Here is a 22,712-nt window from a genome sequence, read left to right as displayed (position 1 = left end):
GATGCTCCTGCAGGATATGAGAATGCGTGAAAACAATGATGGTGTCAGGGTGAAGGCTGGGACTGGATTTGTCCAATATATGATCATCTCGGCTGTAAGTGGTTCTGCGTATCACACAACGGCTGCTGTGAGCGCCATCGTGCTGCTATGCTATTGCTTTGTGATACATGGAGTGGTGCCACATGGAGCGCAGGGATTTTGTACGACTGGGTCTGGCGGCCGGCGCTGCCGCGGGAACGTCCGGCCTGGCGCTGGCGGCGCCCGCGCAGACGCCGGCAAGCGCGACGTTCATGCCCGACGCGATGCTCGAGGCCGGCGTCCAGCGCCAGCAGCAGGCCATGCGCGCCGGCAAGCTGACGGCGCATGGCCTGGCCACGCGTTACCTGGCCCGCATCGAGGCCGTCGACCGCGCCGGCCCGCGCCTGCGTTCGGTGATCGAGCTGAACCCCGACGCGCTCGGCATCGCCCGCGAGCGCGACCGCGAGCGCAAGGCCGGCAAGCTGCGCGGCCCGCTGCACGGCATCCCGGTGCTCCTGAAGGACAATATCGCCACCGGCGACAAGATGTGCACCACCGCCGGGTCGCTGGCACTGGACGGCGTGCGCGCCGCGCGCGACGCCCACCTGGTCGCGCGGCTGCGCTCCGCCGGCGCCGTCATCCTCGGCAAGACCAATCTGTCGGAATGGGCGAACATGCGCTCGGTGCGCTCGACCAGCGGCTGGAGCGCGCGCGGCGGCCAGACCCGCAACCCGTATGCGCTCGATCGCAACACCAGCGGTTCGAGTTCCGGCTCGGCGGCGGCCATGGCGGCCAGCCTGGCCACGCTGGCGGTCGGCACCGAGACCGACGGCTCGATCGTCTCGCCCAGCGCCAGCTGCGGCATCGTCGGCATCAAGCCGACCCTGGGCCTGGTCAGCCGCGCAGGCATCATCCCGATCGCGCACTCGCAGGACACGGCCGGCCCGATGACGCGCAGCGTGGCCGACGCCGCCTTCCTGCTGGGGGCGCTGGCCGGTTCCGATCCGCAGGACGGCGCGACCGCCAGGGCGCCGCGCGTGAACTATGCGAGCTTCCTGCGCAAGGACGGCCTGCGCGGCAAGCGCCTGGGCGTGGCGCGCGACTTCTTCGGCGCCAACGACGGCGTCAACGCGCTGATCGGGAAAGAGCTGGACCTGCTCAGGGAGCAGGGCGCGATCCTGGAAGACGTCACGATCCCCAACAGCGACAAGTATGGCCAGACCGAGCTGATCGTGCTGCTGCACGAATTCCGGCCCGACCTCGAGGCCTGGCTGGCGGCCTATGCGCCGCACGCGCCGGTCAAGACCATGGCCGACATCATCGACTTCAACCTGCGCAACGCAAGGCGCGAGATGCCGTACTTCGGCCAGGAGCACCTGATCGCGGCCCAGTCGAAGGGCGGCCTGGAAGCGCGCGACTACGTGAAGGCGCTGGCCAACAACCGGCGCTATGCGCGCGACAAGGGACTGGAGCAGGTGCTGCGCGACCGCAAGCTCGACGCCCTGGTGGCGCCGACCGGCGGACCGGCCTGGCTGACCGATTACGTCAATGGCGACCATTACGGCAGCAGCTTTTCGTCGCCGGCGGCGGTGGCCGGCTACCCGCACGTCACGGTGCCGGCCGGCCTGCTGCATGGGCTGCCGGTCGGCCTGTCTTTCGTGGGCAAGGCCTGGAGCGAGCCGGCGCTGATCGCCATGGCCTATGCCTACGAACAGGCGGGCCGGCGCCGGCGCGCGCCGACCTACGCCGCCCACATCAGGGTCTAGCCAGCGTCGCCGCCTGCCTGGCCTGCGCGAAGACGGGCCCCCATTGCGGGTGGCCATGTTCGCCGGGCCCGAGGTCGAACGACGCATCGAGCCTGAAGGCGCGGTCGAACGTCTGGCGGCACAGGGCCTGGCGCCCCGTCAGGCAATAGCTGAACGCGGTGTACTTGAGGGCGGCCAGCCGTTCGCGCTGGCCGGCGCCGTTCATGTCGCCGCCGTTCAGGCGCCGGATCGCGCCTTCGTAGTCGCCCTTGTCGTAGAGGGCGACGCCTTCGCGCAGCGCCGCGTCGTCGCGTTTGGACGCCGGCGCGGCGGGGCGGCTCGCCTGCTGCGCGCGCTGGACGCGCGGCTTGGCGCCGTCGGCGCGTGGATGCGGCCGCGCCTTTTCCTGGCCGCCGAGCATGGGGCCGAACTGGGCGCAGCCGGCCAATGTGGCGGTGGCCAGCGCCAGCGCGGCCAGCCGGCTCATGGTGACGAAGTTCACTGTGCTACCTCCTCGGTGAAATCAAGTTCGATCGTACCCGCCTGGCCCTCGACCGAGTACACGGTGATGGTGTGTTCCGGGAAGCTCGGGTTGACGATGCGGATCGTATGCTCGCCCGGTGGCAGCGTGATGCGCCTGAGCGGCGGGCTGGCGCCGCGTTCGACGCCGTCGACGACGATCGCGCCCCAGGGCTTGATCGCCAGTGTGTACGTGGTGCCGGCAACGGCCGCCTCGGGCGGCGTGCCCTGCGGCGCCAGCTGGACCGAGGTGGGCGGCACCGCGGCGTCGGGCGCGGGCGGGGGCGCGACCGGCGTCCCGGAGGCGCTCTCGTCGATCACCGGGCCTTCCAGGCGCGCCGCGGGTTCCTGGGGCAGCGTCACCAGCGGCGCGTCGGAGGCGTTGTGCGGGTCTTCGAGCGCGGGCGGCACGGACAGGGCCAGCGCATCGCTGGAGTCGGCCTGGCGCAGCAGTGCGAACAGGGCGGCCAGCGCCGCCACCACCACCAGCGCGGCGATGCCGATGAGCAGCCAGCGGCGCGGGCGTTCGGTGGCGGCAGGGGCCGCGGCCGGATCGGGCGCCGAGCGGGTCTGGGGCACGTGGACCGGCGACGCAGGCGAGACAGGCGAAGCAGGCGAGGCAGGCGAGGCGGGCGATGCAGGCGAAGAGTACGCGGGAGCGGGAGCGGGTGTGACGACCGGCTCCGCGTGGATGTCGGCGGGCGGCGCCAGCGGCGCTGGCGCGACGTCGTCTTCCTCGGGCGGCAGCGCCGCCGCGGGCGGCGGGCCGAGCACCACGATGCCCAGCAGTTCGCGCATCTGTTCAATGGTGTGCGGCCGCAGCGCCGGATCGGGCGCCAGGCAGCGGTCGATGGCCGCGATGAAGGCCTCGCTGTAGTCGCCGAGCGGGCGTCCGTGCAGCAGCGTGGTGGGAGCGAGGTCGAGCGTCACCGCATAGTGCACCACCGCCGCCAGGTCGTGCACGTCGCGCGCCTCGATGTCGGGCAGCGTGGCCGGATCCGGTTCTTCGTCCGAGCTGGGCAGCAGCACGGGATCGCCGGAATCGAGGATGAGCAGGGTGTCGGGCGTGATTACGCGATGCGGCATGCGCATGCCGTACTGCACTTCGAGCGATTGCAGCACCTGGCGCACGATACGGCGGCACCAGGCTTCGCTGACCATCTCGTGGTTGTGCTCGACGATTTCGCGGACGGTACGGCCGTCGAGTTGCTGTGTTGGGGTGTCGGAACTGATCATGGCATCATGGCGGACGCTGGGGCGGCGCCCGGTGAATGTTTATTTGTTGCAAATAATGCCAGAATTGCGCCAAAGATGGCGTTGTCCCGCTCAACCGTGCGCGGCAGTTACAACTGCCGGGAGGGGGCGGGGGGCGCTCAGACTTCCATGAAGCGCATCTTGAACCAGCGTCCCTTGATGGCGCCGAAGCCGGGGCCGGGCGAGGCGCCTTCGCCCAGGCGCGCGACCGCGGCCGCCGCCACGCTGCGCTCCAGCGCGATATAGCTGTTGAACTCGCCAATATTGATCTTGCCCACTTGCTCGCGGGTCAGGCCGGCGTCGCCGGTCAGGGCGCCCAGCAGGTCGCCGGGACGCAGCTTGGCCTTCTTGCCGCCGGCCACGCACAGGGTCACCATCGGCGCCGGCGCGGCTGGCTCCTGGTGTTCGCCCAGGGCGTCGAGGTTGTCCCAGATCGCTTCCTGGTTCTGGTATTCCTCGACCAGGCGCACCCATTTCTTTTCGTTCGGCGCCACCAGCGTGTGCGCCATGCCGCTCGCGCCGGCGCGGCCGGTGCGGCCGACCCGGTGCACGTGGACCTCGGGGTCGCGCGAGACGTCGACGTTGATCACGGTGTCGAGGTCGGCAATGTCGAGGCCGCGCGCGGCGACGTCGGTGGCCACCAGCACCGAGCAGCTGCGGTTGCTGAACAGCACCAGGATCTCGTCGCGTTCCTGTTGTTCCAGTTCGCCGTACAGCGCCAGCGCCGAGAAGCCCTGCGCCTGCAGGCTGTCGGCCAGTTCGCGGCAGCGCGCCTTGGTATTGCAGAAGGCGAGGGCCGACACCGGGCGATGCGCCTTGAGCAGGCGGCCGACCGCTTCCTCGCGGCCTTCGAAGCCGATCTCGTAGAAGCGCTGGTCGATCGCCTCCAGGCTGTGCTGGCCTTCGACCTTGACTTCGAGCGGGTCGCGCAGGAAGCCGGCGGTGGCGAAGCGGATGTCGTCCGGGTAGGTCGCCGAGAACAGCAGGGTCTGGCGATGGACCGGCGTGGCCGACACGATGCCCGCGATTTCATCATAGAAACCCATGTCGGTCATGCGGTCGGCTTCGTCGAGCACCAGGGTCTGCACCTTCGACAGGTCGAGCGTGGCGCGGCCCAGGTGGTCGCGGATGCGGCCGGGCGTACCGACCACGATGTGGGCGCCATGCTCGAGCGAAGCGATCTGCGGCCGCATCGACACGCCGCCGGTCAGGGTCAGGATCTTGACGTTGCCGACGCCCCGCGCCAGGCGCCGCAATTCGCCCGCGACCTGGTCGGCCAGCTCGCGCGTCGGGCACAGCACCAGGCCCTGCACCGCGAACCAGGCCGGATTGAGCTTGTTCAGGATGCCGATGCCGAAGGCCGCGGTCTTGCCGCTGCCGGTCTTGGCCTGGGCGATCAGGTCGCGTCCGGCCAGCACCGACGGCAGGGTCTCGGCCTGCACCTGCGTCATGTGGTGGTAGCCGAGCGCGGCCAGGTTGGCGAGGAAACGCGGTTCGAGGGACAGCGAGGTGAACGAGTCGGATTGCATGGCTAAGCCTCCAGCCGGCAGGGCCGGGCTATTCAGGATCGGGCGCCCAGACCGGCAGGCCGGTCAGGTCGAGTTTGTCGTCGCGCTTCCAGACGGGCAGGCCGGTGGTGTCGGTTTCGTCGAGCAGGCGAAGCTGCTCTTGCTTGAGCGCGGTGCGGCGCGGACGGGAGCCGGTGCGCTTCGGCTCCGGCGTCGATTCGGGACTGGAGCCAGGCGCTGCGACGACCGGCGCGGCCGGCTCGAAGCCCGGCAGGTCGAACGTCGCGTTGTCTTTCTTGTCTCTCATCCTCTGCCCTCTGCATGTTTCTGCCGCAGAAAACAAAAGCCCGGCTCGTTGAGTCGGGCTTTGTATTGAATTTGGTTGCGGGGACAGGATTTGAACCTGTGACCTTCGGGTTATGAGCCCGACGAGCTGCCAGACTGCTCCACCCCGCGTCTGAGAACGATAGTATAGCGCCTTCTGCCGGTATTTGCAATGCCGGCATGTGGCGCGGGCTCGACGCTCATCCGGCGCTCAGCCGGCGCTGCGCAGGCGCCACAGCGACGTGACTTCTTTCGCGCGCGCCGCATGCAGCGGATCGTCGGGGTCGCTGGCGCGCGGGTGGACCGGGCGCGTATCGTGGCGCGCCACGACCTCCAGCCCCGCGTCCGCGATCCAGCCCAGCAGTTGCTCGCGGCTGCGCAGACCCAGGTGTTCGGCGAAATCGGACATGATCAGCCAGCCTTCGCCGCCGGGCTCCAGGTGCGCGTCCAGTCCACCGAGAAAGCCGCGCAGCATGCGGCTGTCCGGATCGTAGATCGCGTATTCGATCGCCGAACTCGGTTTGCCGGGCAGCCAGGGCGGATTGCAGACGACCAGCGGGGCGCGGGCATGGCCTTGCGGGAACAGGTCGGCCTGGACCACCTCGACCTGCGCGGCCAGGCCGAGCCGCGCGATGTTCTCGCGCGCGCAGCCGAGGGCGCGCGCATCCATGTCGGTGGCGAGCACGCGCAGGCCGCGCCGCGCCAGCACGGCGGACAGCACGCCGGTGCCGGCGCCGACGTCGAAGGCCGTTTTCGCGCCCGCGGGCAGCGGCGCCTGCGCCACCAGCTCGACGTATTCGCCGCGCACCGGCGAGAACACGCCATACCAGGGATGGATGCGCTCGCCAAGCGCGGGGACCATGACGCCCTTGCGGCGCCATTCATGGGCGCCGATCACGCCCAGCAGCTCGCGCAGCGAAGCGACGTAGGGTTCGTCGGCCGGGCCGTAGGCTTCCAGGCAGGCCAGGCGCGCATCCGGCGCGCGCCGCAATGGGATGCCGTGGTCGGCCTCGAACGGGATCAGGAGCATGGCTAGCAGGCGGGCGCGCTGCAGCTGGGTCAGGCGGTGGCGGTGGAAGGCTTCGGTCGGCGTGGCCGGCGCCCTGGGCTTGGCGCGGCGGCCGCGTTCGCCCTTGTGCTCGATGCGGCGCACCAGCGCCTGCAGCAACTGGCGTGCATTCTGGAAGTCGCCGCGCCAGAGCAGGGCGGTGCCGTCCAGCGCGAGCCGATAGGCGGCGTCGGCGCTCATGGTGTCGTCGGCCAGCACCACGTTCTTCGGCGCCGGCCAGCCGCTCTCGGAACGCCACAGCGCCGAGCGCGTCTCGCCGCCTTCCACCCACTCGATCCGCGTCGTCATGTCAGTGATGGTGATGCCAGTTGCCGTCGGCCGACGCCAGATAGGACTTCACCGCGTCCGGGCTGCCGGTCGCGTGACGCTTGACTTCGCCGCAGGCGCAGATGCCCTGGTAAGGCTGGATGTGCGAGCAGGCGGACACTTTTTGAAGGAAGACTTTGACCGGCTTGGTGCACTTGGCGCACTTGAAGGTCAGGATGCGGGCGGGCTTCATGGTTGGGCGATGGTGTGGATGAAAAGAGCGGCATTTTACACCTGCCGCCGGGACGCCTCCGCTGGCGCTGCAGGAATTGACAAACGCCAAGCCCATACACGAGTGATCGCGCCGACAATCAATGTTATCGCTTGCTCCGGGCCTGGTGGTGCGGGGCAGCGCATGACGCGCACTGCCCTTGCGCACTGCCCTTGTTGACGTGCCGAGGCCGAAGAATCAGGCCCGACGCATCGGCATCGCGCGCAGCGAGGCGGCGATGGCTTCGCGCATCGGCTTGGCGCGCAGCTGGCTGTCGTAAGGCGTCGGACGCTGCGCCAGGCCGTCGGCACGCCTGGCTTCGCTCCAGGTCTGCAGCCAGTTCACGTGGTCCGCCATGCCCCACAGCAGGAAATCGCGGCAGCTCGGGTAGCTCAGGGTCACGTCGAGGTAGTCGCGCGCCAGCGCCGCGCTGGCCGCGTCGCGCCTGGCGACATCGGCGGGGAAGCCCTTGTCGTTGACGTCGAACTCCGTGATCAGGAGGTCCAGGCCCATGCCGGTGACCTCGTCCAGGAACTTGCGCCATTCGCGCAATACCGCCGCGTTGGCGGGGCCGGACATGGCGTCGCCCGCGCTGATATGGCTTTGCAGGCCCAGGGCGTGGATCGGGGCGCCGCGTTTTTTCAGTTCCGCCAGCAGCTTGAGCACGCCGGCGCGGTGCCTGGCGTCATTGCCCGGGCCGGGGCCCATGAAGTCGTTGTACACCAGTTGCGCCTTCGGCGCGTGCTCGTGGGCCTGGCGGAAGGCGAATTCGATCTGCTCGACGGCGCCCATGCGCCTGGTGAACACGTTCTCGATCAGTGAGCCGTCTTGCGGCGACACCGCCTCGTTGACGACGTCGTGGCTGATGACGTCCTGCCCCATGTGCGCGCAGACGGTCTTGATGTGCTCGCGCAGGATCGCTTCGGCGTCGCCGACCGGCCTGGACTTGAGGTCCAGCGCATTCACCCAGCCGGGCAGCCATTTCGGATCCTGCCAGATCAGGGTATGGCCGCGCACCGCCATGCCTTCCTTGCGCGCCCAGGCGAACATCTCGTCGGCCGGTCCCCACTGGTACGGCCCCGGTTTGGGTTGCAAGGCCTGCCACTTGGTCTCGTTCTCGGCGACGATCAGGTTGCACTCGCGCGCCATCAGCGCGCGGTAGGCAGGATCGCGGAAACTCTTGCGGGTGTCCTGGTCTTCCAGCATGCCCACGGCGTTACCGAAGCGCATGCCCTTGGCCTTGGCCAGGTCCTTGAGGGCGGGGCCGGCGTCCTGCGCGGCCAGTGCATGGGGGGCGAGCAAGGCGCCGGCCGCGGTGCCAAGCAGTTTCAGGGTGTCGCGTCGCGATGTCATTGGGTGGTGTCTCCTTTTTTGTGTTGATCGATATCGTTCAGGCCTCGCGATAAGGCGAGATGGTGACGATCCTGCCGTCGTCGTCGTAATGCAGCTCGGTCACCTTCACCGAGCGCAGGTGGGTGACGCCGCCAGAGAGGCTGCTGTCGTGATAGAACAGGTACGAGCGGCCTTCGAACTCGCAGATCGAGTGGTGGGTGGTCCAGCCGATCACCGGGGTCATGATCCGGCCCTGGCAGGTGAACGGGCCGTAGGGGTTGTCGCCGGTCGCATAGCACAGCAGGTGGGTGTCGCCGGTCGAGTACGAGAAATAGTATTTGCCATCGTGCTTGTGCAGCCACGGCGCCTCGAAGAAGCGGCGCTCGTGGTCGCCGGCCAGCAGGTCGTTTCCATCCTGGTCGAGGATGCGCACCGCGCGCGGCGCTTCGTCCAGCTCGAGCATGTCGCCGCGCAGGCGCGCCACGCGCGGCTGCAAGGCCGGCTCATGGGCCGCCGGTTCCTCATGGCCGGGGCTATAGGCGTTGTCGCGGTACTTCTGCAGCTGGCCGCCCCAGATGCCGCCGAAATACAGGTAGAACGCGCCGTCGTCATCGCCGAACACGGCCGGGTCGATCGAATAGCTGCCGGCGATCGGCTGCGGCTGCGCCGTGAACGGGCCGGTGGGACTGTCGCTGACCGCGACGCCGATCTGGAAGATGTCGTCGGGCCGCTTGGCCGGGAAGTACAGGTAATACCTGCCGTCCTTGCGCGCGCAGTCGGGCGCCCACATCTGGCGCGCCGCCCACGGCACGTCGCGCACGTGCAGGGCCACGCCATGGTCGATCGCGTCGGCGGCCGGATGGTCCATCGAGACGACGTGGTAGTCCTCCATCGCGAAATGGGCGCCGTCGTCGTTGAAGGGCACGCCGGCTTCGATGTCGTGCGACGGGTAGATGTAGATGCGGCCGTCGAACACGTGGGCGGACGGATCGGCGATGTAGATGTGTTCGAGCAGGGGCGCGGAGATGGCGCGTTCCTTCAGGGACTGCACGCGGTCTTGGTCGATGGTTTCGGACATGGTGTCGGGGTCTGGGTCTGGGTCTGGTTCAGGAAAAGGTCATTGCCGGGCGAGGGCGCGGCGTGCGCCGAGTTCGCGCTCGATCTGCAGCTCGGTGATCTTGCGGATGTCGTAGGCCGCCAGGCAGCACACGGCCAGCAGGAAGGGAATGGCGGCGTACACGCTGATCGACAGCCGCACGCCATCGGCGACCTGGGCCGGCTGGACGGCCTGGGCGGCGTCGTAGCCATAGGCCGACAGCAGGGCCGCCACCAGCGCGCCGCCGATGGAGAGGCCCGCCTTGAGGCCGAAGATCATGGCCGAGAACAGCAGGGCGGTGGCGCGGCGGTTGTTCTTCCATTCCGAGTAGTCGGCGACGTCGGCGATCATCGCCCACAGCAGCGGGATCGTGATCCCGTAGAAGAAGCCGTACAGGACCTGGGCGCCGAACACCAGGGCGATCGAACCCGGGCCGATCCAGTAGTAGCCGAGGCGGAGCACGGCGGCCAGCAGCAGGGCGGCGCCGAACACGTCGCGCTTGCCGAAGCGGTCGGCCAGGGGCTTGGAGAAACCGATCCCGACGATCATCAGGATGATGCCGACCGCGTTGAACAGGCTAAAGCCCGAGGTGGCGGCGTCTTCCGGCCAGTGGAACTGCGTCAGGCCCATGCCAGTGAGCACCGCATTGAGCCCGTCGATGAAGGCCAGGAACCCCACGTCGTCGAGAAAAGCCGCCAGCGCCGGCTCTTCCAGGAAGTTGCGGAAGTAGAAGATGTACATGCCGCCCTTGAGCGACAGCGTGATGAATACCAGGATGGTCAGCACCAGCATCACCACCCAGGGGCGGTTGCGCAGCAGGTCGGCGATGTCCTGCCTGATGCTCGAGCGCTGGCTCGGGTCCGGAATGACGCGCTCGCGGGTGGTCAGGAAAGTGATCAGGAAGCAGATGGTGCCGGCCACCGCGAAGAACATCATCACGGTCTGGAAGCCGGCCACCTTGTCGCCGCCGCCCAGGATCAGCACCAGCGGCAGCAGCAGCACCTGGATCACCAGCTGCGCGACCAGCACCGCCACGAAGCGGTACGACGACAGGCTGTTGCGGTCGGCCATGCTGCCGGTCAGCACGCCGCTCAGGGCCGAGTAGGGCAGGTTGTTGGCCGAATACACCAGCATCAAGAGGATATAGGTCAGCAGCGCGTAGATGTATTTGCCGCGCTCGCCCAGGTCGGGCGTGCTGAAGGCCAGGATCGCCACCAGGCCGAACGGCACCGAGGTCCACAGGATCCAGGGACGGAACTTGCCCCAGCGGGTCGAGGTGCGGTCGGCGATGATGCCCATCAGCGGATTGAAGAAGGCGCCGACCAGGCCGCCGATGAAGATGATGCTGGCCGCGGCGTTGGGCGAGATCTGATAAACGTCGGTGTAGAAGAAAGCGAGGAAGGTGAGCAGGGTCTGGAAGATCAGGTTGGCGGCCAGGTCGCCCAGTGCATAGCCGATTTTTTCCGTTGTCTCCAGCGTCGGCTGCGCCTTGTTAATTATAGTCATTGTCTTATCAATCTCTATGTTGAAAAGCACTTGTGGCCCTCGACCGCCAGGCACGCGGCGAGCGCGTTCATGGCGGTCGGCGCCACGCATGGTTCGCCCCAACCTCCCAGAAAGTTAGCGCAATCATTGTTGTCGATTGTGGATGAGATGCTAACGCCCGTCAACCGCTTTATGGCCCGGCCGTGTGGCCGATATCCGCGCACGAAAGACGAACATTCGCCGGCGTCGCGGGGCCGCGCTGCAGGGGGCGCGACCGGAGTGTCAAGCGCGAGTCGACCGTGCGCGATCCGCATCGGCTGCCTGTGGCGCAGCATCGCCAGATTGCTGGTCACTTCAAATTGATTGCGCTATCATTCGCATCACAGATTTGGCAGTCCCGCCTTTTGCAGGCCATGCCAATCACCGGAGACCCTTCATGCATGCTTTTCGCCCTGGCCGCCTGGCCATCGCCGTCCTGGCCGCGCTCGGCCTCGGCGCCTGTGGTTCGACCGATCGCTTGTCGCCACCTGTTTCCGATCACGGTCCCCACCACTGGGTGGCCAGTTGGGGCACGTCCCAGATGCGCTTCGGGCAGGCCGAAGGCATGCCGGCCGGGTTGTGGAAGGACGGCACCGTGCGCCAGGTGGTGCGGCTGTCTCTCGGCGGCAGCCAGGTCCGGGTCCGGATCAGCAATGCCTACGGCAGCGATATGCTGGTCGTCAACGAGGCCAGCATCGCGCGCGCGGTGCGGCCGGGGTCTTCCGGGGTAGTCGCCGGCTCGCTCCAGGCCCTGCGCTTCAACGGCGGCGCCGCGGTGCGCATACCGGCGGGCGCCGAATACGTCAGCGACCCGGTCGACCTGGCGGCCGTGAGCGGCCTCGATGTCGCGGTCACCCTGCACCTGGCGAATGCGGCGGACCAGCAGACCGGCCACGCCGATGCGCGCACGACGACCTTCCTGGCCCCGGGCCGCCAGACCGCGGCGGCCAGCCTGGAAGGCGCGCAGAGCGTCACGCGCTGGCACCAGCTGGCCGACGTCGAAGTGAGCGCCGCGCCGCCGGCGCGGGCCGTGGTCGTGATCGGCGACTCGATCACCGACGGCTACGGCGTCACCATCGATGCGAACAACCGCTGGACCGATCACCTGGTGCGGCGCATCGCCCGGGACGGCAAGCGGCAGCTCGCCGTGATCAATGCCGGCATCGGCGGCGGCCGCCTGCTGCGCGAGGGCCTGGGCCCGAGCCTCGTCACGCGCTTCGAGCGCGACGTCCTGGCCAGGAATGGGGTGAGTCACGCGATCGTCTTCATCGGCGTCAACGACATCGGCGTGCTGCGCCGCGCGAAAGAGGACACGCCGCAGGCGATCGAGGCGATGCTGGCCGACGTCAAGCAGGCGCATTTGCAGATGATCGCGCGCGCGCATGCAAAAGGGATCTGCGTGATCGGCGCGACCATCACGCCGTTCATGGGTAGCGACTACTATGCGCCGGCGCCGCACAACGAGGCGCTGCGCCAGGCCGTCAACGACTGGGTGAGGACGGCGCAGGCCTTCGACGGCGTGCTCGATTTCGACGGCGTGCTGCGCGACCCGGCGCGCCCGTCCTACCTGGCCGAGGCCTATGACAGCGGCGACGGCCTGCATCCATCCAATGCGGGCTACGCCGCGCTGGCGGCGGCCGTGCCGCTCCGGCAGCTCGACAGATGCGCCTACAGCAGGTCGCCCGGCTTGCGCTAGGGCCGTTCGCGGTACGCGAAGTCATCGACGTCGGCATGCAGAGCGCTGCTGGCCGTGTCCTCCCGCGCTTGCCATGCACCGATGAGCGCCCGGAGGAGTGAAGTCAAAAAAAAGAGCAGACGCCGGCCAATGATTGCGTTAACATAAATGTTAGAATCATGTCAGGCGATGTTCCCATCACAGGCGATGTTCCCATCACGAACCTTCCATAGAGGAATCATGACTACTCTTCAAGCCAATCCGCTTCCCGATGACCTCGACCGCGCGCTGCTGGTCGGCCGGGTCTGGCGCACCGGCGCCAACGCAGGTCCGGCCGTGGTCGCCGTGCGCGGCGGCCGCCTGGTCGACATCACCCGCCATGCGCCGACCGTGGCCGACCTGTTCGAGCGCCGCGACCTCCTGGCCATCGTGGGCGGCGCCGAGGGCACTGACCTCGGCGCGGCGCACGCGCTGATGGACGCCGCGCTGCGCGGCGCGGACGGCGCGGACGGCATGCGCCTGCTGGCGCCATGCGACCTGCAGGCGATCAAGGCCTGCGGCGTGACCTTCGCCGTCAGCCTGCTGGAGCGCGTGATCGAAGAGCAGGCCAAGGGCGACCCGTCGCGCGCGCAAGATCTGCGCGCGCAGCTGCAGGCGACCCTCGGCGCCGACCTGTCGGACATCGTGCCGGGTTCCGAGGCTTCGCAGCGCCTCAAGACCGAGCTGTCGGCGCGCGGCTTGTGGTCGCAGTACATGGAAGTGGGCATCGGCCCGGACGCCGAAGTCTTCACCAAGTCGCAGCCGATGTCGTCGGTGGGCCACGGCGCCGACATCGGCCTGCATCCGACGTCGCACTGGAATAATCCCGAACCCGAGATCGTGCTGGCGGTGAACAGCCGCGCCGAGATCGTCGGCGCCACCCTGGGCAACGACGTCAACCTGCGCGACATCGAGGGCCGCAGCGCACTGTTGCTGGGCAAGGCCAAGGACAATAACGGCTCGTGCGCCATCGGCCCCTTCATCCGCCTGTTCGACGGCGCGTACACGCTCGACACCCTGCGCCAGTGCGAGGTGAACATGCTGATCGAAGGCGTGGACGACGGCTTCATCCTGGAAGGCAGCAGCCGCATGCGCGAGATCAGCCGCGACCCGCTCGACCTGGTGGCCCAGACCTGCGGCGCGCACCACCAGTACCCGGACGGCTTCATGCTGTTCCTCGGCACGATGTTCTCGCCGATCAAGGACCGCGACGCCGAGGGCGGCGGCTTCACCCACCACCTGGGCGACAAGGTCGCCATCTCGACCCCATCGCTCGGCACCCTGGTCAACACCGTGCAACGCAGCGACGCGATCACGCCCTGGACCTTCGGCGTGCGCGCGCTGTACGCCAACCTGGCGCAGCGCGGCCTGCTGGTCCCGGAATGAACACAGTCCTCAGCGACCTACCTGGAATACGAAAAACCCATGTCTGACACCAATCTACCAGTCTTTGTATATGCGAATTATCCGGACCTGGACGGCAAGCGCGTCGTCATCACCGGCGGCGGCAGCGGCATCGGCGCCGAGCTGGTCACCGCCTTCGTCGGGCAGGGCGCCCGGGTCTGGTTTCTCGACATCGCCGAGGACGCAGGACGCGCCCTGGCCGCGTCGCTGGCTGAATCGGTGGCCAACCCGGCCCAAGCGCCGCGCTTCGTCCACTGCGACCTGACCGACCTCGATGCGATCGAGCGCGCCTTCGATGGCATCGTGCGGGACGCCGGCGCCGTCGACATCCTGCTCAACAACGCGGCCAACGACGACCGCCACACCATCGGCGACGTCACCCCGGCCTACTGGGAGAGCCGGATGAACGTCAACCTGCGCCACCAGTTCTTCTGTTCCCAGGCCGTCATTCCTGGCATGAAAGAACAGGGCCATGGCGTGATCCAGAATTTCGGCTCGATCTCATGGCATTTGCCGCATACCGAGCTGGCGCTGTACATGACGGCCAAGGCCGGGGTCGAGGGCATGACGCGCGCCCTGGCGCGCGAGCTGGGACCGCACGGCATCCGCGCCGTGGCCCTGGTGCCGGGCGCGGTGCGCACCCCGCGCCAGGATGCAATGTGGCATACGCCGCACGAGGCAGCGCGCATCCTGAACGGCCAGTGCCTGCAGGAGCGCGTGGAAATGCAGGACGTGGCGGCGCTGTCGCTGTTCCTGGCCTCGAACAATGCACGCCGCTGCAGCGGCCGCGAATACTTCGTCGACGCGGGCTGGTACGGCGCATGAACGTGACGCCGCACTGCCTGTGGGAGGTGGGCGCCACGCTTGGCGAAGGCGCGCTGTGGCACGGCGCGGCGGGCCAGGTGTGGTTCGTGGACATCAAGGGCCGGCGCCTGCATTGCTACGATACCCGGGACGGCGCAAAGCGCAGCTGGGATGCGCCGGGCCAGGTGAGTTTCGTGGTGCCGGTCGCGGGCGGCGGCTTCGTCTGCGCGCTGGAGGACGGCCTGTATCGCTTCATTGAAGCAAGCGGCGAATTCGCCCCCTTGCTGAAGGTCGAGGGCGACCTGCCGGGCAACCGCTTCAACGACGGCCACGTCGACGCCGCGGGCCGCCTGTGGTTCGGTTCGATGGACGATGCCGAGGAACAGGCCAGCGGCGCCCTGTACCGCTTCGACGGGCGCGCGGTGCGCCGCATGGACGACGGCTACGTGATCACCAATGGCCCGGCCATCAGCCCCGACGGCCGCACGCTCTACCACACCGATACGCTGGCGCAGCGCATCCATGCCTTCGACCTGGACGAGGACGGCCTGCTCGCGCGCAAGCGCCTGTTCGCGCAGCTGGCGGACGGCGGCTACCCCGACGGGATGGCGGTAGACGTCGAGGGCTGCCTGTGGGTGGCCACCTTCGGCGGCTGGCGCATCGACCGCTTCGACCCGCGCGGACGCAAGGTGGGCGAAGTGCGCTTCCCGTGCGCGAACGTCACCAAGCTCGCCTTCGGCGGCGACGACCTGCGCACTGTCTACGCCACGACCGCGCGCAAGGGCCTGTCGGCCGCCCAGCTCGAGGCGCAGCCGCTCGCGGGCGCGCTGTTCACCTTCCGCGCCGACGTGCCGGGCCTGCCGCAGCATGCGCTGCGGCTGCAGGATCAACCATGGAATGACCGACACAATGGCCAATAACGAGAGCAACAACGCCACGCGTCGCTACCGGTCCCAGGACTGGTTCGACAATCCCGAGCGCATCGACATGACCGCGCTCTACCTCGAGCGCTTCATGAACTACGGGATCACGCCCGAGGAGCTGCGCTGCGGCAAGCCGATCATCGGCATCGCCCAGAGCGGCAGCGACATCACGCCGTGCAACCGCATCCATCTGGAGACCGTCAAGCGGGTGCGCGACGGCATCCGCGACGCCGGCGGCATCCCGATGGAATTCCCGCTGCATCCGATCTTTGAAAACTGCCGCCGCCCGACCGCGGCGCTCGACCGCAACCTGGCCTATCTCGGGCTGGTCGAGATCCTGCACGGCTATCCGATCGACGCCGTGGTGCTCACCACCGGCTGCGACAAGACCGTGCCGGCGCAACTGATGGCCGCGGCCACGGTCGACATTCCCGCCATTGTGCTCTCGGGCGGGCCGATGCTCGACGGCTGGTTCGAGGGTGAGCTGGTGGGCTCCGGCGCTGCCATCTGGAAGGCGCGCCGCCAGCTGGCGGCCGGTTCCATCGACGAAAAGAAGTTCGTCGACATCGCCACCGCTTCCGCGCCGTCGGCCGGTCACTGCAACACCATGGGCACCGCTTCGACCATGAACGCCGTGGCCGAGGCGCTGGGCATGTCGCTCACCGGCTGCTCGGCGATTCCCGCGCCTTACCGCGAACGCGGGCAGATGGCCTACGAGACCGGCCGCCGCATCGTCGAACTGGCCAGGGACGACGTGCGCCCCTCGCAGATCATGACGCGCGAGGCCTTCCTGGACGCGATCGTGCTCAACGCCGCGATCGGCGGCTCGAGCAACGCCCAGCCGCACATCGTGGCCATGGCGCGCCATGCGGGCGTGGAGATCACGCCCGAGGACTGGATGGAATACGGCTACGATGTGCCGCTGCTGCTGAACATGCAGCCGGCCGGAAAATACCTGGGCGAGCGCTTCCACCGCGCCGGCGGCGTGCCGGCCGTGATGTGGGAGCTGGAGCAGGCGGGCAAGCTGCGTTCGCAACGCCTCACCGTCACCGGCAAGAGCATGGCCGAGAACATCTATAACCGGGAGGCCGACGACCGCGAGATGATCAAGCCGTTCGCCGAACCGCTCAAGGAAACGGCCGGTTTCCTGGTCCTGAAGGGCAATCTGTTCGATTTCGCGATCATGAAGACCAGCGTGATCTCGCCGGCCTTCCGCGCGCGCTACCTGGCCCATCCGGGGCACGAGAACTGCTTCGAGTGCAAGGTGGTCGTGTTCGACGGCTCGGACGATTATCACGGTCGGATCAACGATCCGAGCCTGGGCATCGACGAGAACACGATGCTGGTGATCCGCGGCGCAGGTCCGGTGGGCTGGCCCGGTTCGGCCGAGGTGGTCAATATGCAGCCGCCCGATCGCCTGATCAAGGACGGCATCAACAACCTGCCGACGCTGGGCGACGGCCGCCAGTCGGGCACCTCGGACAGCCCGTCGATCCTGAACGCCTCGCCCGAGAGCGCGGCCGGCGGCAACCTGGCCCTGCTGCGCACGGGCGACGTGATCCGGGTCGACCTGAACCAGGGCCGCTGCGACGTGCAGCTGTCCGACGAAGAGCTCGAAGCGCGGCGCCAGGACACGCCGCCGCCGATCCCCGCCAGCCAGACCCCGTGGCAGGAGATCTACCGCGCCACGGTGGGCCAGCTGCACCGCGGCGCCTGCATGGAACTCGCCTTGCCGTATCGCGGCGTCGGGCGCGACATGCCGCGGCATAATCACTAAGCTGGCTGGGCGAGCAAGCTTGATCGTTAGCTCGGAAACGTCGTCCCCGCCTGCGCGGGGAGTCGTTTTTGCCAGTGGCAGAAACGACGGCTTTGGGCGAACAATACGGTATTTACTCCACCACCACCGCGCTGCTGCCTCCACCGGTGGGCCGCACCAGCACCTTGGTCGCGATCCGCTCGGTCATCTCCTGCACGTGCGAGATCACGCCGACCTTGCGGCCCATCGACTGCAGCGCATCCAGGGCGTCCATCGCCACCCCCAGCGTTTCGCTGTCGAGGCTGCCGAAGCCCTCGTCGATGAACAGCGATTCGACCCGCACCCGGTTCGAGGACAGCGAGGCCAGGCCCAGCGCCAGCGCCAGCGACACCAGGAACGATTCGCCGCCCGACAGCGAGTTGACCGAACGCACTTCGCCGCCCATGTCCTGGTCGCGCACCATCAGCGCCAGCGACGGCATGCCCTGGTAGCCGACGCGCTCCAGGCGGTAGCGCCGGGCCAGCTGCTTCAGGTGCTCGTTGGCGTAGCCGAGCAGCACGTCCAGCGTGAATTGCTGGGCGTAGTTGCGGAACTTTTTGCCATCGCTGGAGCCGATCAGCTCCGACAGCTTGCCCCAGCGCTGCTCGAGCGCCTGCTGGCGCTCGATCTCGGCCAGGCTGGATTCGGCCTGGCGGCGCCGTTCGTCGTCCTGCAGCGCGCGCAGGCGCAGCGCGGTCGCCGCTTCGATCGCCGCCTGGCGCTCGGCCACCAGCGCGTCGAAGGTGGCCTTCACGGCCTCGAACGGCTGGCCGTCCGGCGGCGCGGACGCGAGATGCGCGGCGCGCTGGGCGCGCCGTTCATCGAGGATCGTGGTGGCACTGGCGACCGCGGTCTCGATCGCGTTCAGGGCGCTGCGCTCCTGCGCGAGCCAGGCGGCGCCGACCTGCAACAGGCGCGCCAGTTCGTCGGTGTCCTGGATGTCATCCAGGCCGTCGGCCTGCCGGCGGTAATCGTCGAGCCACTCGGCCAGCGCCGCGCTGGCGCCGGCGCCGGCCTGGTCGAGTTCCGCGATGCGCTCGATCAGCTGGGCCTGCGCGGTGCGGGCGCGGGTTTCGGCTTGCGCCGCCTCATTGGCGGCTTGCTGGCGCGCCGTCACCTGCGCGCGCGCGCCGCTCACGGCGGCGTTCAGTTCGCGTTCGACCTCGCCCGCCGCGCGCCCTTGCCACAAGGCGGCGCGCGCCGCGCGTTTCGCGCCCGATTCCTTGTCGATGCGCTCGTACTCGAAGGCCAGCCGGGCGCCCGCCGCGTCGATCTCGGCGATGCGCGCCTGGAGCGCGCCGGCCTCGACTTCCAGGGTCGCGCTCGCGGCAGCGGCGCGGCCCTGGGCCTCGGTCTGCTCGCGCCATCCGGCGGCTTCCGTCGACCGGGCCTGGCGCCAGCCGGCGGGATCGTGGCGCCACGCCGTCTGCCAGCCGTCGCCGTGGGCGGCCGCCATGGCAGGGTCGAGCTCGGCGAGCAGGGCGTCCAGTTGCGTGCCTGCCGCCTGCTGGCCGGCGTCGAGTGCTTTCAGTTCGTTCTGCAGGCGGGCCGCCGTTTCGCGCTCGGCCTCGGCATCCTGGCGCAGCCTGGCCAGCACCGACTGCGCGCCGTCGACGTCGCGCTGGGCCGCGTCGCGCGCGCCGGCGGCGGCGCGCCAGGCCTGTTCGTGCCGCGCCAGCGCGTCGAGGGCGTCGCGCAACGCGCCGCGTTGAACGCCGAACCAGTCGCTGCGCTCCTGTTCGCCTGGGGCTTCGGCCGCCAGTGGATCGGCATCCCAGGCGGCGGCCAGGCCGGCGATGCGCAGGTCGATCGCCGTACGGTCATGGGACAGCGCGGCAAGACGCTCCCGGGCGCCGGCGAGCGCGGCGTTGTTGGTCGCCTGCAGCGCGGCATTCTCGCGCACCCGCGTGCGGCAGCCGTCGACCTCTGCACGCAGGCCCGTCAACATCGCCTTCAGCGTCGCGTCCTGGTGGGCGTAGGGGTGCTCGAGCGCGCCGCACACGGGGCAGGGATCGTCGTCCGTGAGGTTCGCGCGCAGTTGCTCCACATTGGCGGCGCAAGCCAGTTCGGCGGCGCTCAGCGAGCGTTCGGCCTGCGCCATTGCCGCTTCCAGCGCCGGCGCCGCGGCGCGCGCCTCCTGCAGCGCGCATTCGGCGCCGGCCGCCGCGGTCGCGGCGCGTTCGGATTCACGCGCGAGTCCGGCCAGCGTCGCGCGCGCCGCCGACAGGTCGAGCCAGACGCGTTCGGCCGCCGCCAGCCGCTCGCGGCGTCCTTCCAGATGCTGGCGCTCGGCGTCGATCGCCTCGGCGTCGAACTCCGCCAGCGCCGCCATCGCCCCGCGCCGGTTCGCCTCCAGGGTGTCGAGGCGTTCGATGGCCTGCGCCAGCGCGGCGGCCGCCTGGGCGTCGCGCCCGCGCGCCTGGTCGGCCGCCGTGCGGGTGGCCGCCAGCGCCGTTGCGCCAGCGGCGAGCGCGGCTTGCGCCTGGCCGGCCTGGCGCAGCAGGTGTTCCCACTGCTGCCAGCCGGTGGCCAGGGCTTCGTGCCCGCGCCGGGCCGCCAGCCACGCGGCGGCGGCCTCGACCAGGCCGCGCGCGCGCGCCAGTTCCTCGGACTTCGCCGCATGCTGGATACGCGCCGCGCGGGCCTGCCGGCGCGCCGCTTCCAGTGCGGCGCTTGCCTGGGCATGGCCGGGGGCCAGCGCCTCGAGCGCCGCATCCAGCGCCTTGGCCTGGTCCAGCAGCGGGGCGGCGGCGCGCAGTTGCGCTTCGACGGTGTCGAGGCGCGCGATGGCGGCATCGACGTCGGCGTTGCCGGCGCTGCGCGCGTCGAGCGCCGCCGCCAGTTCGGCCTCCAGCCTGGCGACGGAAGAATGGGCCTGGCGCCGTTCGGTTTCCAGGCGCTGGACCTCGACCGCCAGGGGTCGCGCGGGCTGCACCGCTTCCAGCGTGGCCAGGCGCTGGCGTCGTTCGGCAGCCGCGACGCGTTCGCCGTTGGCGGCGGCCAGCGCTTCCTCGGCCTGGGCCTGGCCGCGCTGGAGCTTGTCGAGCTCCTGGTGCCAGCGCAGTTGCTGTTCCAGCAGGGCGTGGCGGCTGTCGAGCGCTTCCCGCGCGGCGTCGGCGGCGCCCCGCTCGAGGTCGAGCTGCGCGCGTTCGTCTGGTGCCAGCGGCGCCACGTTGGCCAGTTTCGCCTGCAGCACCTGGGTGCGCTGCTGTTCGAGCTTGTGGCGCTCGAAGGCGCGGCGCGAGATCGCGCTGTAGATCGTGGAGCCGGTGAGCGTTTCCAGTAGCTCGCCGCGCTCGTTCTCGTCCGACTTCAGGAAAGCGGAGAACTCGTTCTGCGCCAACAGCACCGCACGCGTGAATTGATCGAACGACAGGCCGACACGCCCGATGATTTCGCCGGCCGCTTCGGTGTTGGTGCCGCCCAGAGGGACCAGTTCGGGCAGCCGGTGGAGGGTGATCTTGACCGGCTGCAGCGCGCCTCCCGGCTTGTTGCGCGAGCGGCGCACGGCCCAGCGTGCACGGTAGCGGCCTTCGTCGCTACCGACGAAATCGACTTCGGCCCAGCCTTCCGCCGCGCCGCGCCGCAGCAGGGTGCGGGGATCCTGCGCCGTCACCGTGTCTTCCCCGACGTCCGGCAGGCGGGTGCCGGAACGCTTCAGCAGGCGCGGCGTATCGCCGTAGAGGGCGAGGCACAGCGCGTCGAGCAGGGTGCTTTTCCCCGCGCCGGTCGGGCCGCTGATGGCGAACAGGCCGGTGGCGGCCAGCGGTCCGGATTCGAAGTCGACCGCGAATTCGCCCGCCAGCGAGGCCAGGTTCTTGCCGCTGATACGGAGGATCTTCATGGCGCGTCTCCTTCGGTGGCGTGGAACAGCTCGGCGAACGCGTCGATCTGGTCGGGCGGCGCCTCGTCGCCATATTTTTGGCGCCACAGGCGGCGGAAGATGTCGTCCGGCTGCAGCTGCGCCAGCTGGTCCAGGCTCAGCGCTTCGGCCTCGCCGGCCGCCGCGACGGGCTTGCGCGTCGGCTCGATCTTGGCCAGCCGCACGGGTTTGCCCGCCAGCACCGCCTCGATGCGCGCGCGCAGGCCCGGCTCGGGGCCGTCCAGCAGCACCCGCACCTCGAGATAGGGCCAGGCCTGCTGCGGCAGGTCGGCATCCAGTTCCAGTGCTTCCAGCGCCGCCAGCGCTTCTTCGAGCGGCGCAGGCAGGGCCGGCACGCGCAGCAGCTCTACCGCACGCGGCACGTACAGGGGAGTGATGGCGGCGACGCTGGCGCCGTCGAGGTCGATGCGCAGCACCTGGTGCCGGTAGCCGACTTCGGAGAACGACAGCGGCAGCGGGCTGCCGCAATAGCGCACGTGGTCGAGCCCGCCGACGCGCTGGGCCAGGTGCAGGTGGCCCAGCGCCGCATAGGCGATGCCGGCGTCGAACATGCCGACCGGCAAGGCTTCGCTGCCGCCGATGACGATGCGGCGCTCGGAGTCTTCGGACGGCTGGCTCCTGGCCATATGGCAGTGGCCCATGGCGACGATGGCCTGGCCCGCGGCCGCCCGTTCGCGCGCCAGCGCCTGCGCCTGGCGGTAGAGCAGGGCGGCGCCGTGCAGATAGGGATCCTGCGGCGCCGCCTCGGCCGCTTCGGCCGGCTCGCCGCCGTCGGCGGCGCGCAGGCGCGGCAGGTCGCCGGGCCGCAGGAAGGGCACGGCCAGGCACCAGGCCGCCGTGTTGCCGTCGCGGTCGCGCAGCGGCACCAGCAGGCGTTCCAGGTCGATCTCGCCGTCGTCGCGGCGCAGGACGTTGCCGACCACGATCGTGCCATGGGCTTCCAGCAACGGCGCGGGCGCTTCCAGCCGGCCCGGCGAATCGTGGTTGCCGGCGATCACCACCACCTGCAGCTGCGGCGTGCGGGTGCGCGCCTGCTGCAGGAAGCGGTACAGCTGGCGCTGGGCGCTCGAGGACGGATTGGCGGTGTCGAAGATGTCGCCCGCGATCAGGAGCACGTCGATGCGCTCTTCCACCAGCGTATCGGCCAGCCAGTCGAGGAAGCACTGGTGTTCGTAGGTCCGGTCGTGATTGTGCAGGGTCTGGCCGAGGTGCCAGTCGGAGGTGTGCAGCAGCCGCATGAGAGACTCGAGAAAAGTGGAACGACAAATCGGCGCCTACTATAG

At 69.3% G+C, this 22,712-nt stretch carries 17 protein-coding genes and 1 tRNA gene; 6 read left to right on the top strand and 12 right to left on the bottom strand.

Features of this window, described 5'->3' with window-relative positions; translation table 11 throughout:
• Positions 1-182: 182 nt before the first annotated feature.
• Positions 183-1,784, top strand: a complete 1,602-nt coding sequence (locus ABIB38_RS06900) for an amidase (protein ID WP_429202929.1) — start codon at positions 183-185, stop codon at positions 1,782-1,784.
• Here ABIB38_RS06900 and ABIB38_RS06895 read toward each other — a convergent pair.
• The 10 genes from ABIB38_RS06895 to ABIB38_RS06850 all read right to left on the bottom strand — a co-directional run bounded on the left by ABIB38_RS06895 (position 1,774) and on the right by ABIB38_RS06850 (position 10,888).
• Positions 1,774-2,265 (bottom strand): TssQ family T6SS-associated lipoprotein, encoded by a 492-nt coding sequence (locus ABIB38_RS06895; RefSeq protein WP_429202927.1) that lies wholly within the window; start codon positions 2,263-2,265, stop codon positions 1,774-1,776. The genes ABIB38_RS06900 and ABIB38_RS06895 overlap by 11 nt on opposite strands.
• Positions 2,262-3,518, bottom strand: coding sequence for a hypothetical protein (locus ABIB38_RS06890; RefSeq protein WP_429202925.1), 1,257 nt, complete (start codon positions 3,516-3,518; stop codon positions 2,262-2,264). Before ABIB38_RS06890 ends, ABIB38_RS06895 begins: the two co-directional genes overlap by 4 nt.
• 137 nt (positions 3,519-3,655) lie before the next feature.
• A complete protein-coding gene (gene dbpA, locus ABIB38_RS06885) occupies positions 3,656-5,065 on the bottom strand; it encodes an ATP-dependent RNA helicase DbpA (protein WP_429202923.1) in 1,410 nt (469 codons plus the stop codon).
• A 28-nt stretch (positions 5,066-5,093) separates the two neighbouring features.
• The gene (locus ABIB38_RS06880; protein ID WP_429202921.1) at positions 5,094-5,351 is read right to left on the bottom strand and encodes a hypothetical protein; all 258 of its coding nucleotides are present in this window, start codon (positions 5,349-5,351) and stop codon (positions 5,094-5,096) included.
• A 72-nt stretch (positions 5,352-5,423) separates the two neighbouring features.
• Positions 5,424-5,500: transfer RNA gene (locus tag ABIB38_RS06875), tRNA-Met, on the bottom strand.
• A 79-nt stretch (positions 5,501-5,579) separates the two neighbouring features.
• Positions 5,580-6,725 (bottom strand): methyltransferase, encoded by a 1,146-nt coding sequence (locus ABIB38_RS06870; protein ID WP_429202919.1) that lies wholly within the window; start codon positions 6,723-6,725, stop codon positions 5,580-5,582.
• 1 nt (position 6,726) lies between these two features.
• On the bottom strand, positions 6,727-6,936 hold the full coding sequence (locus ABIB38_RS06865) for a hypothetical protein (protein WP_429202917.1): 210 nt from the start codon (positions 6,934-6,936) through the stop codon (positions 6,727-6,729).
• Between the two features lie 216 nt (positions 6,937-7,152).
• Positions 7,153-8,307, bottom strand: a complete 1,155-nt coding sequence (locus ABIB38_RS06860) for an endo-1,4-beta-xylanase (protein ID WP_429202915.1) — start codon at positions 8,305-8,307, stop codon at positions 7,153-7,155.
• Positions 8,308-8,344: 37 nt separating this feature from the next.
• Positions 8,345-9,364 (bottom strand): glycoside hydrolase family 43 protein, encoded by a 1,020-nt coding sequence (locus ABIB38_RS06855; protein ID WP_429202913.1) that lies wholly within the window; start codon positions 9,362-9,364, stop codon positions 8,345-8,347.
• 39 nt (positions 9,365-9,403) lie between these two features.
• On the bottom strand, positions 9,404-10,888 hold the full coding sequence (locus ABIB38_RS06850; RefSeq protein WP_429202911.1) for an MFS transporter: 1,485 nt from the start codon (positions 10,886-10,888) through the stop codon (positions 9,404-9,406).
• A gap of 415 nt (positions 10,889-11,303) precedes the next feature.
• Here ABIB38_RS06850 and ABIB38_RS06845 point away from each other — a divergent pair, with 415 nt between their 5' ends.
• The 5 genes from ABIB38_RS06845 (at position 11,304) to ABIB38_RS06825 (ending at position 17,528) form a co-directional block, all read left to right on the top strand.
• Complete coding sequence (locus ABIB38_RS06845; protein ID WP_429202909.1) at positions 11,304-12,602, top strand: SGNH/GDSL hydrolase family protein; 1,299 nt, start codon at positions 11,304-11,306, stop codon at positions 12,600-12,602.
• A gap of 219 nt (positions 12,603-12,821) precedes the next feature.
• Positions 12,822-14,006, top strand: a complete 1,185-nt coding sequence (locus ABIB38_RS06840; protein WP_429202907.1) for a fumarylacetoacetate hydrolase family protein — start codon at positions 12,822-12,824, stop codon at positions 14,004-14,006.
• A 39-nt stretch (positions 14,007-14,045) separates the two neighbouring features.
• Positions 14,046-14,849, top strand: a complete 804-nt coding sequence (locus ABIB38_RS06835) for an SDR family NAD(P)-dependent oxidoreductase (protein WP_429202905.1) — start codon at positions 14,046-14,048, stop codon at positions 14,847-14,849.
• Positions 14,846-15,748, top strand: coding sequence for an SMP-30/gluconolactonase/LRE family protein (locus ABIB38_RS06830; protein WP_429202904.1), 903 nt, complete (start codon positions 14,846-14,848; stop codon positions 15,746-15,748). The genes ABIB38_RS06835 and ABIB38_RS06830 overlap by 4 nt, the downstream gene beginning before the upstream one ends.
• Complete coding sequence (locus tag ABIB38_RS06825) at positions 15,738-17,528, top strand: IlvD/Edd family dehydratase (protein ID WP_429203377.1); 1,791 nt, start codon at positions 15,738-15,740, stop codon at positions 17,526-17,528. The genes ABIB38_RS06830 and ABIB38_RS06825 overlap by 11 nt, the downstream gene beginning before the upstream one ends.
• A 112-nt stretch (positions 17,529-17,640) precedes the next feature.
• Here ABIB38_RS06825 and ABIB38_RS06820 read toward each other — a convergent pair whose 3' ends face one another.
• Together ABIB38_RS06820 and ABIB38_RS06815 are read right to left on the bottom strand one after the other, a co-directional pair.
• Positions 17,641-21,390 (bottom strand): AAA family ATPase, encoded by a 3,750-nt coding sequence (locus tag ABIB38_RS06820; protein WP_429202902.1) that lies wholly within the window; start codon positions 21,388-21,390, stop codon positions 17,641-17,643.
• Complete coding sequence (locus tag ABIB38_RS06815; protein ID WP_429202900.1) at positions 21,387-22,667, bottom strand: exonuclease SbcCD subunit D C-terminal domain-containing protein; 1,281 nt, start codon at positions 22,665-22,667, stop codon at positions 21,387-21,389. The genes ABIB38_RS06820 and ABIB38_RS06815 overlap by 4 nt, the downstream gene beginning before the upstream one ends.
• Positions 22,668-22,712: the final 45 nt, after the last annotated feature.

Source organism: Massilia sp. UYP11, assembly GCF_050434805.1.
Lineage (GTDB): Bacteria > Pseudomonadota > Gammaproteobacteria > Burkholderiales > Burkholderiaceae_D > Telluria.
Note: the sequence above shows the minus strand (reverse complement) of the source record. Positions and strands in the feature narration are given on the sequence as shown.

What these genes read in the sequence shown, in the direction of transcription:
- ABIB38_RS06835 (WP_429202905.1), top strand. Translation starts at nt 14,046, where the DNA reads ATGTCTGACACCAATCTACCAGTCTTTGTATATGCGAATTATCCGGAC.
- ABIB38_RS06825 (WP_429203377.1), top strand. Translation starts at nt 15,738, where the DNA reads ATGGCCAATAACGAGAGCAACAACGCCACGCGTCGCTACCGGTCCCAG.
- ABIB38_RS06820 (WP_429202902.1), bottom strand. Translation starts at nt 21,390, where the DNA reads ATGAAGATCCTCCGTATCAGCGGCAAGAACCTGGCCTCGCTGGCGGGC.
- ABIB38_RS06860 (WP_429202915.1), bottom strand. Translation starts at nt 8,307, where the DNA reads ATGACATCGCGACGCGACACCCTGAAACTGCTTGGCACCGCGGCCGGC.
- ABIB38_RS06880 (WP_429202921.1), bottom strand. Translation starts at nt 5,351, where the DNA reads ATGAGAGACAAGAAAGACAACGCGACGTTCGACCTGCCGGGCTTCGAG.
- ABIB38_RS06865 (WP_429202917.1), bottom strand. Translation starts at nt 6,936, where the DNA reads ATGAAGCCCGCCCGCATCCTGACCTTCAAGTGCGCCAAGTGCACCAAG.
- ABIB38_RS06855 (WP_429202913.1), bottom strand. Translation starts at nt 9,364, where the DNA reads ATGTCCGAAACCATCGACCAAGACCGCGTGCAGTCCCTGAAGGAACGC.
- ABIB38_RS06870 (WP_429202919.1), bottom strand. Translation starts at nt 6,725, where the DNA reads ATGACGACGCGGATCGAGTGGGTGGAAGGCGGCGAGACGCGCTCGGCG.
- ABIB38_RS06890 (WP_429202925.1), bottom strand. Translation starts at nt 3,518, where the DNA reads ATGATCAGTTCCGACACCCCAACACAGCAACTCGACGGCCGTACCGTC.
- ABIB38_RS06850 (WP_429202911.1), bottom strand. Translation starts at nt 10,888, where the DNA reads ATGACTATAATTAACAAGGCGCAGCCGACGCTGGAGACAACGGAAAAA.
- ABIB38_RS06840 (WP_429202907.1), top strand. Translation starts at nt 12,822, where the DNA reads ATGACTACTCTTCAAGCCAATCCGCTTCCCGATGACCTCGACCGCGCG.
- dbpA (WP_429202923.1), bottom strand. Translation starts at nt 5,065, where the DNA reads ATGCAATCCGACTCGTTCACCTCGCTGTCCCTCGAACCGCGTTTCCTC.
- ABIB38_RS06900 (WP_429202929.1), top strand. Translation starts at nt 183, where the DNA reads ATGGAGCGCAGGGATTTTGTACGACTGGGTCTGGCGGCCGGCGCTGCC.
- ABIB38_RS06830 (WP_429202904.1), top strand. Translation starts at nt 14,846, where the DNA reads ATGAACGTGACGCCGCACTGCCTGTGGGAGGTGGGCGCCACGCTTGGC.
- ABIB38_RS06845 (WP_429202909.1), top strand. Translation starts at nt 11,304, where the DNA reads ATGCATGCTTTTCGCCCTGGCCGCCTGGCCATCGCCGTCCTGGCCGCG.
- ABIB38_RS06815 (WP_429202900.1), bottom strand. Translation starts at nt 22,667, where the DNA reads ATGCGGCTGCTGCACACCTCCGACTGGCACCTCGGCCAGACCCTGCAC.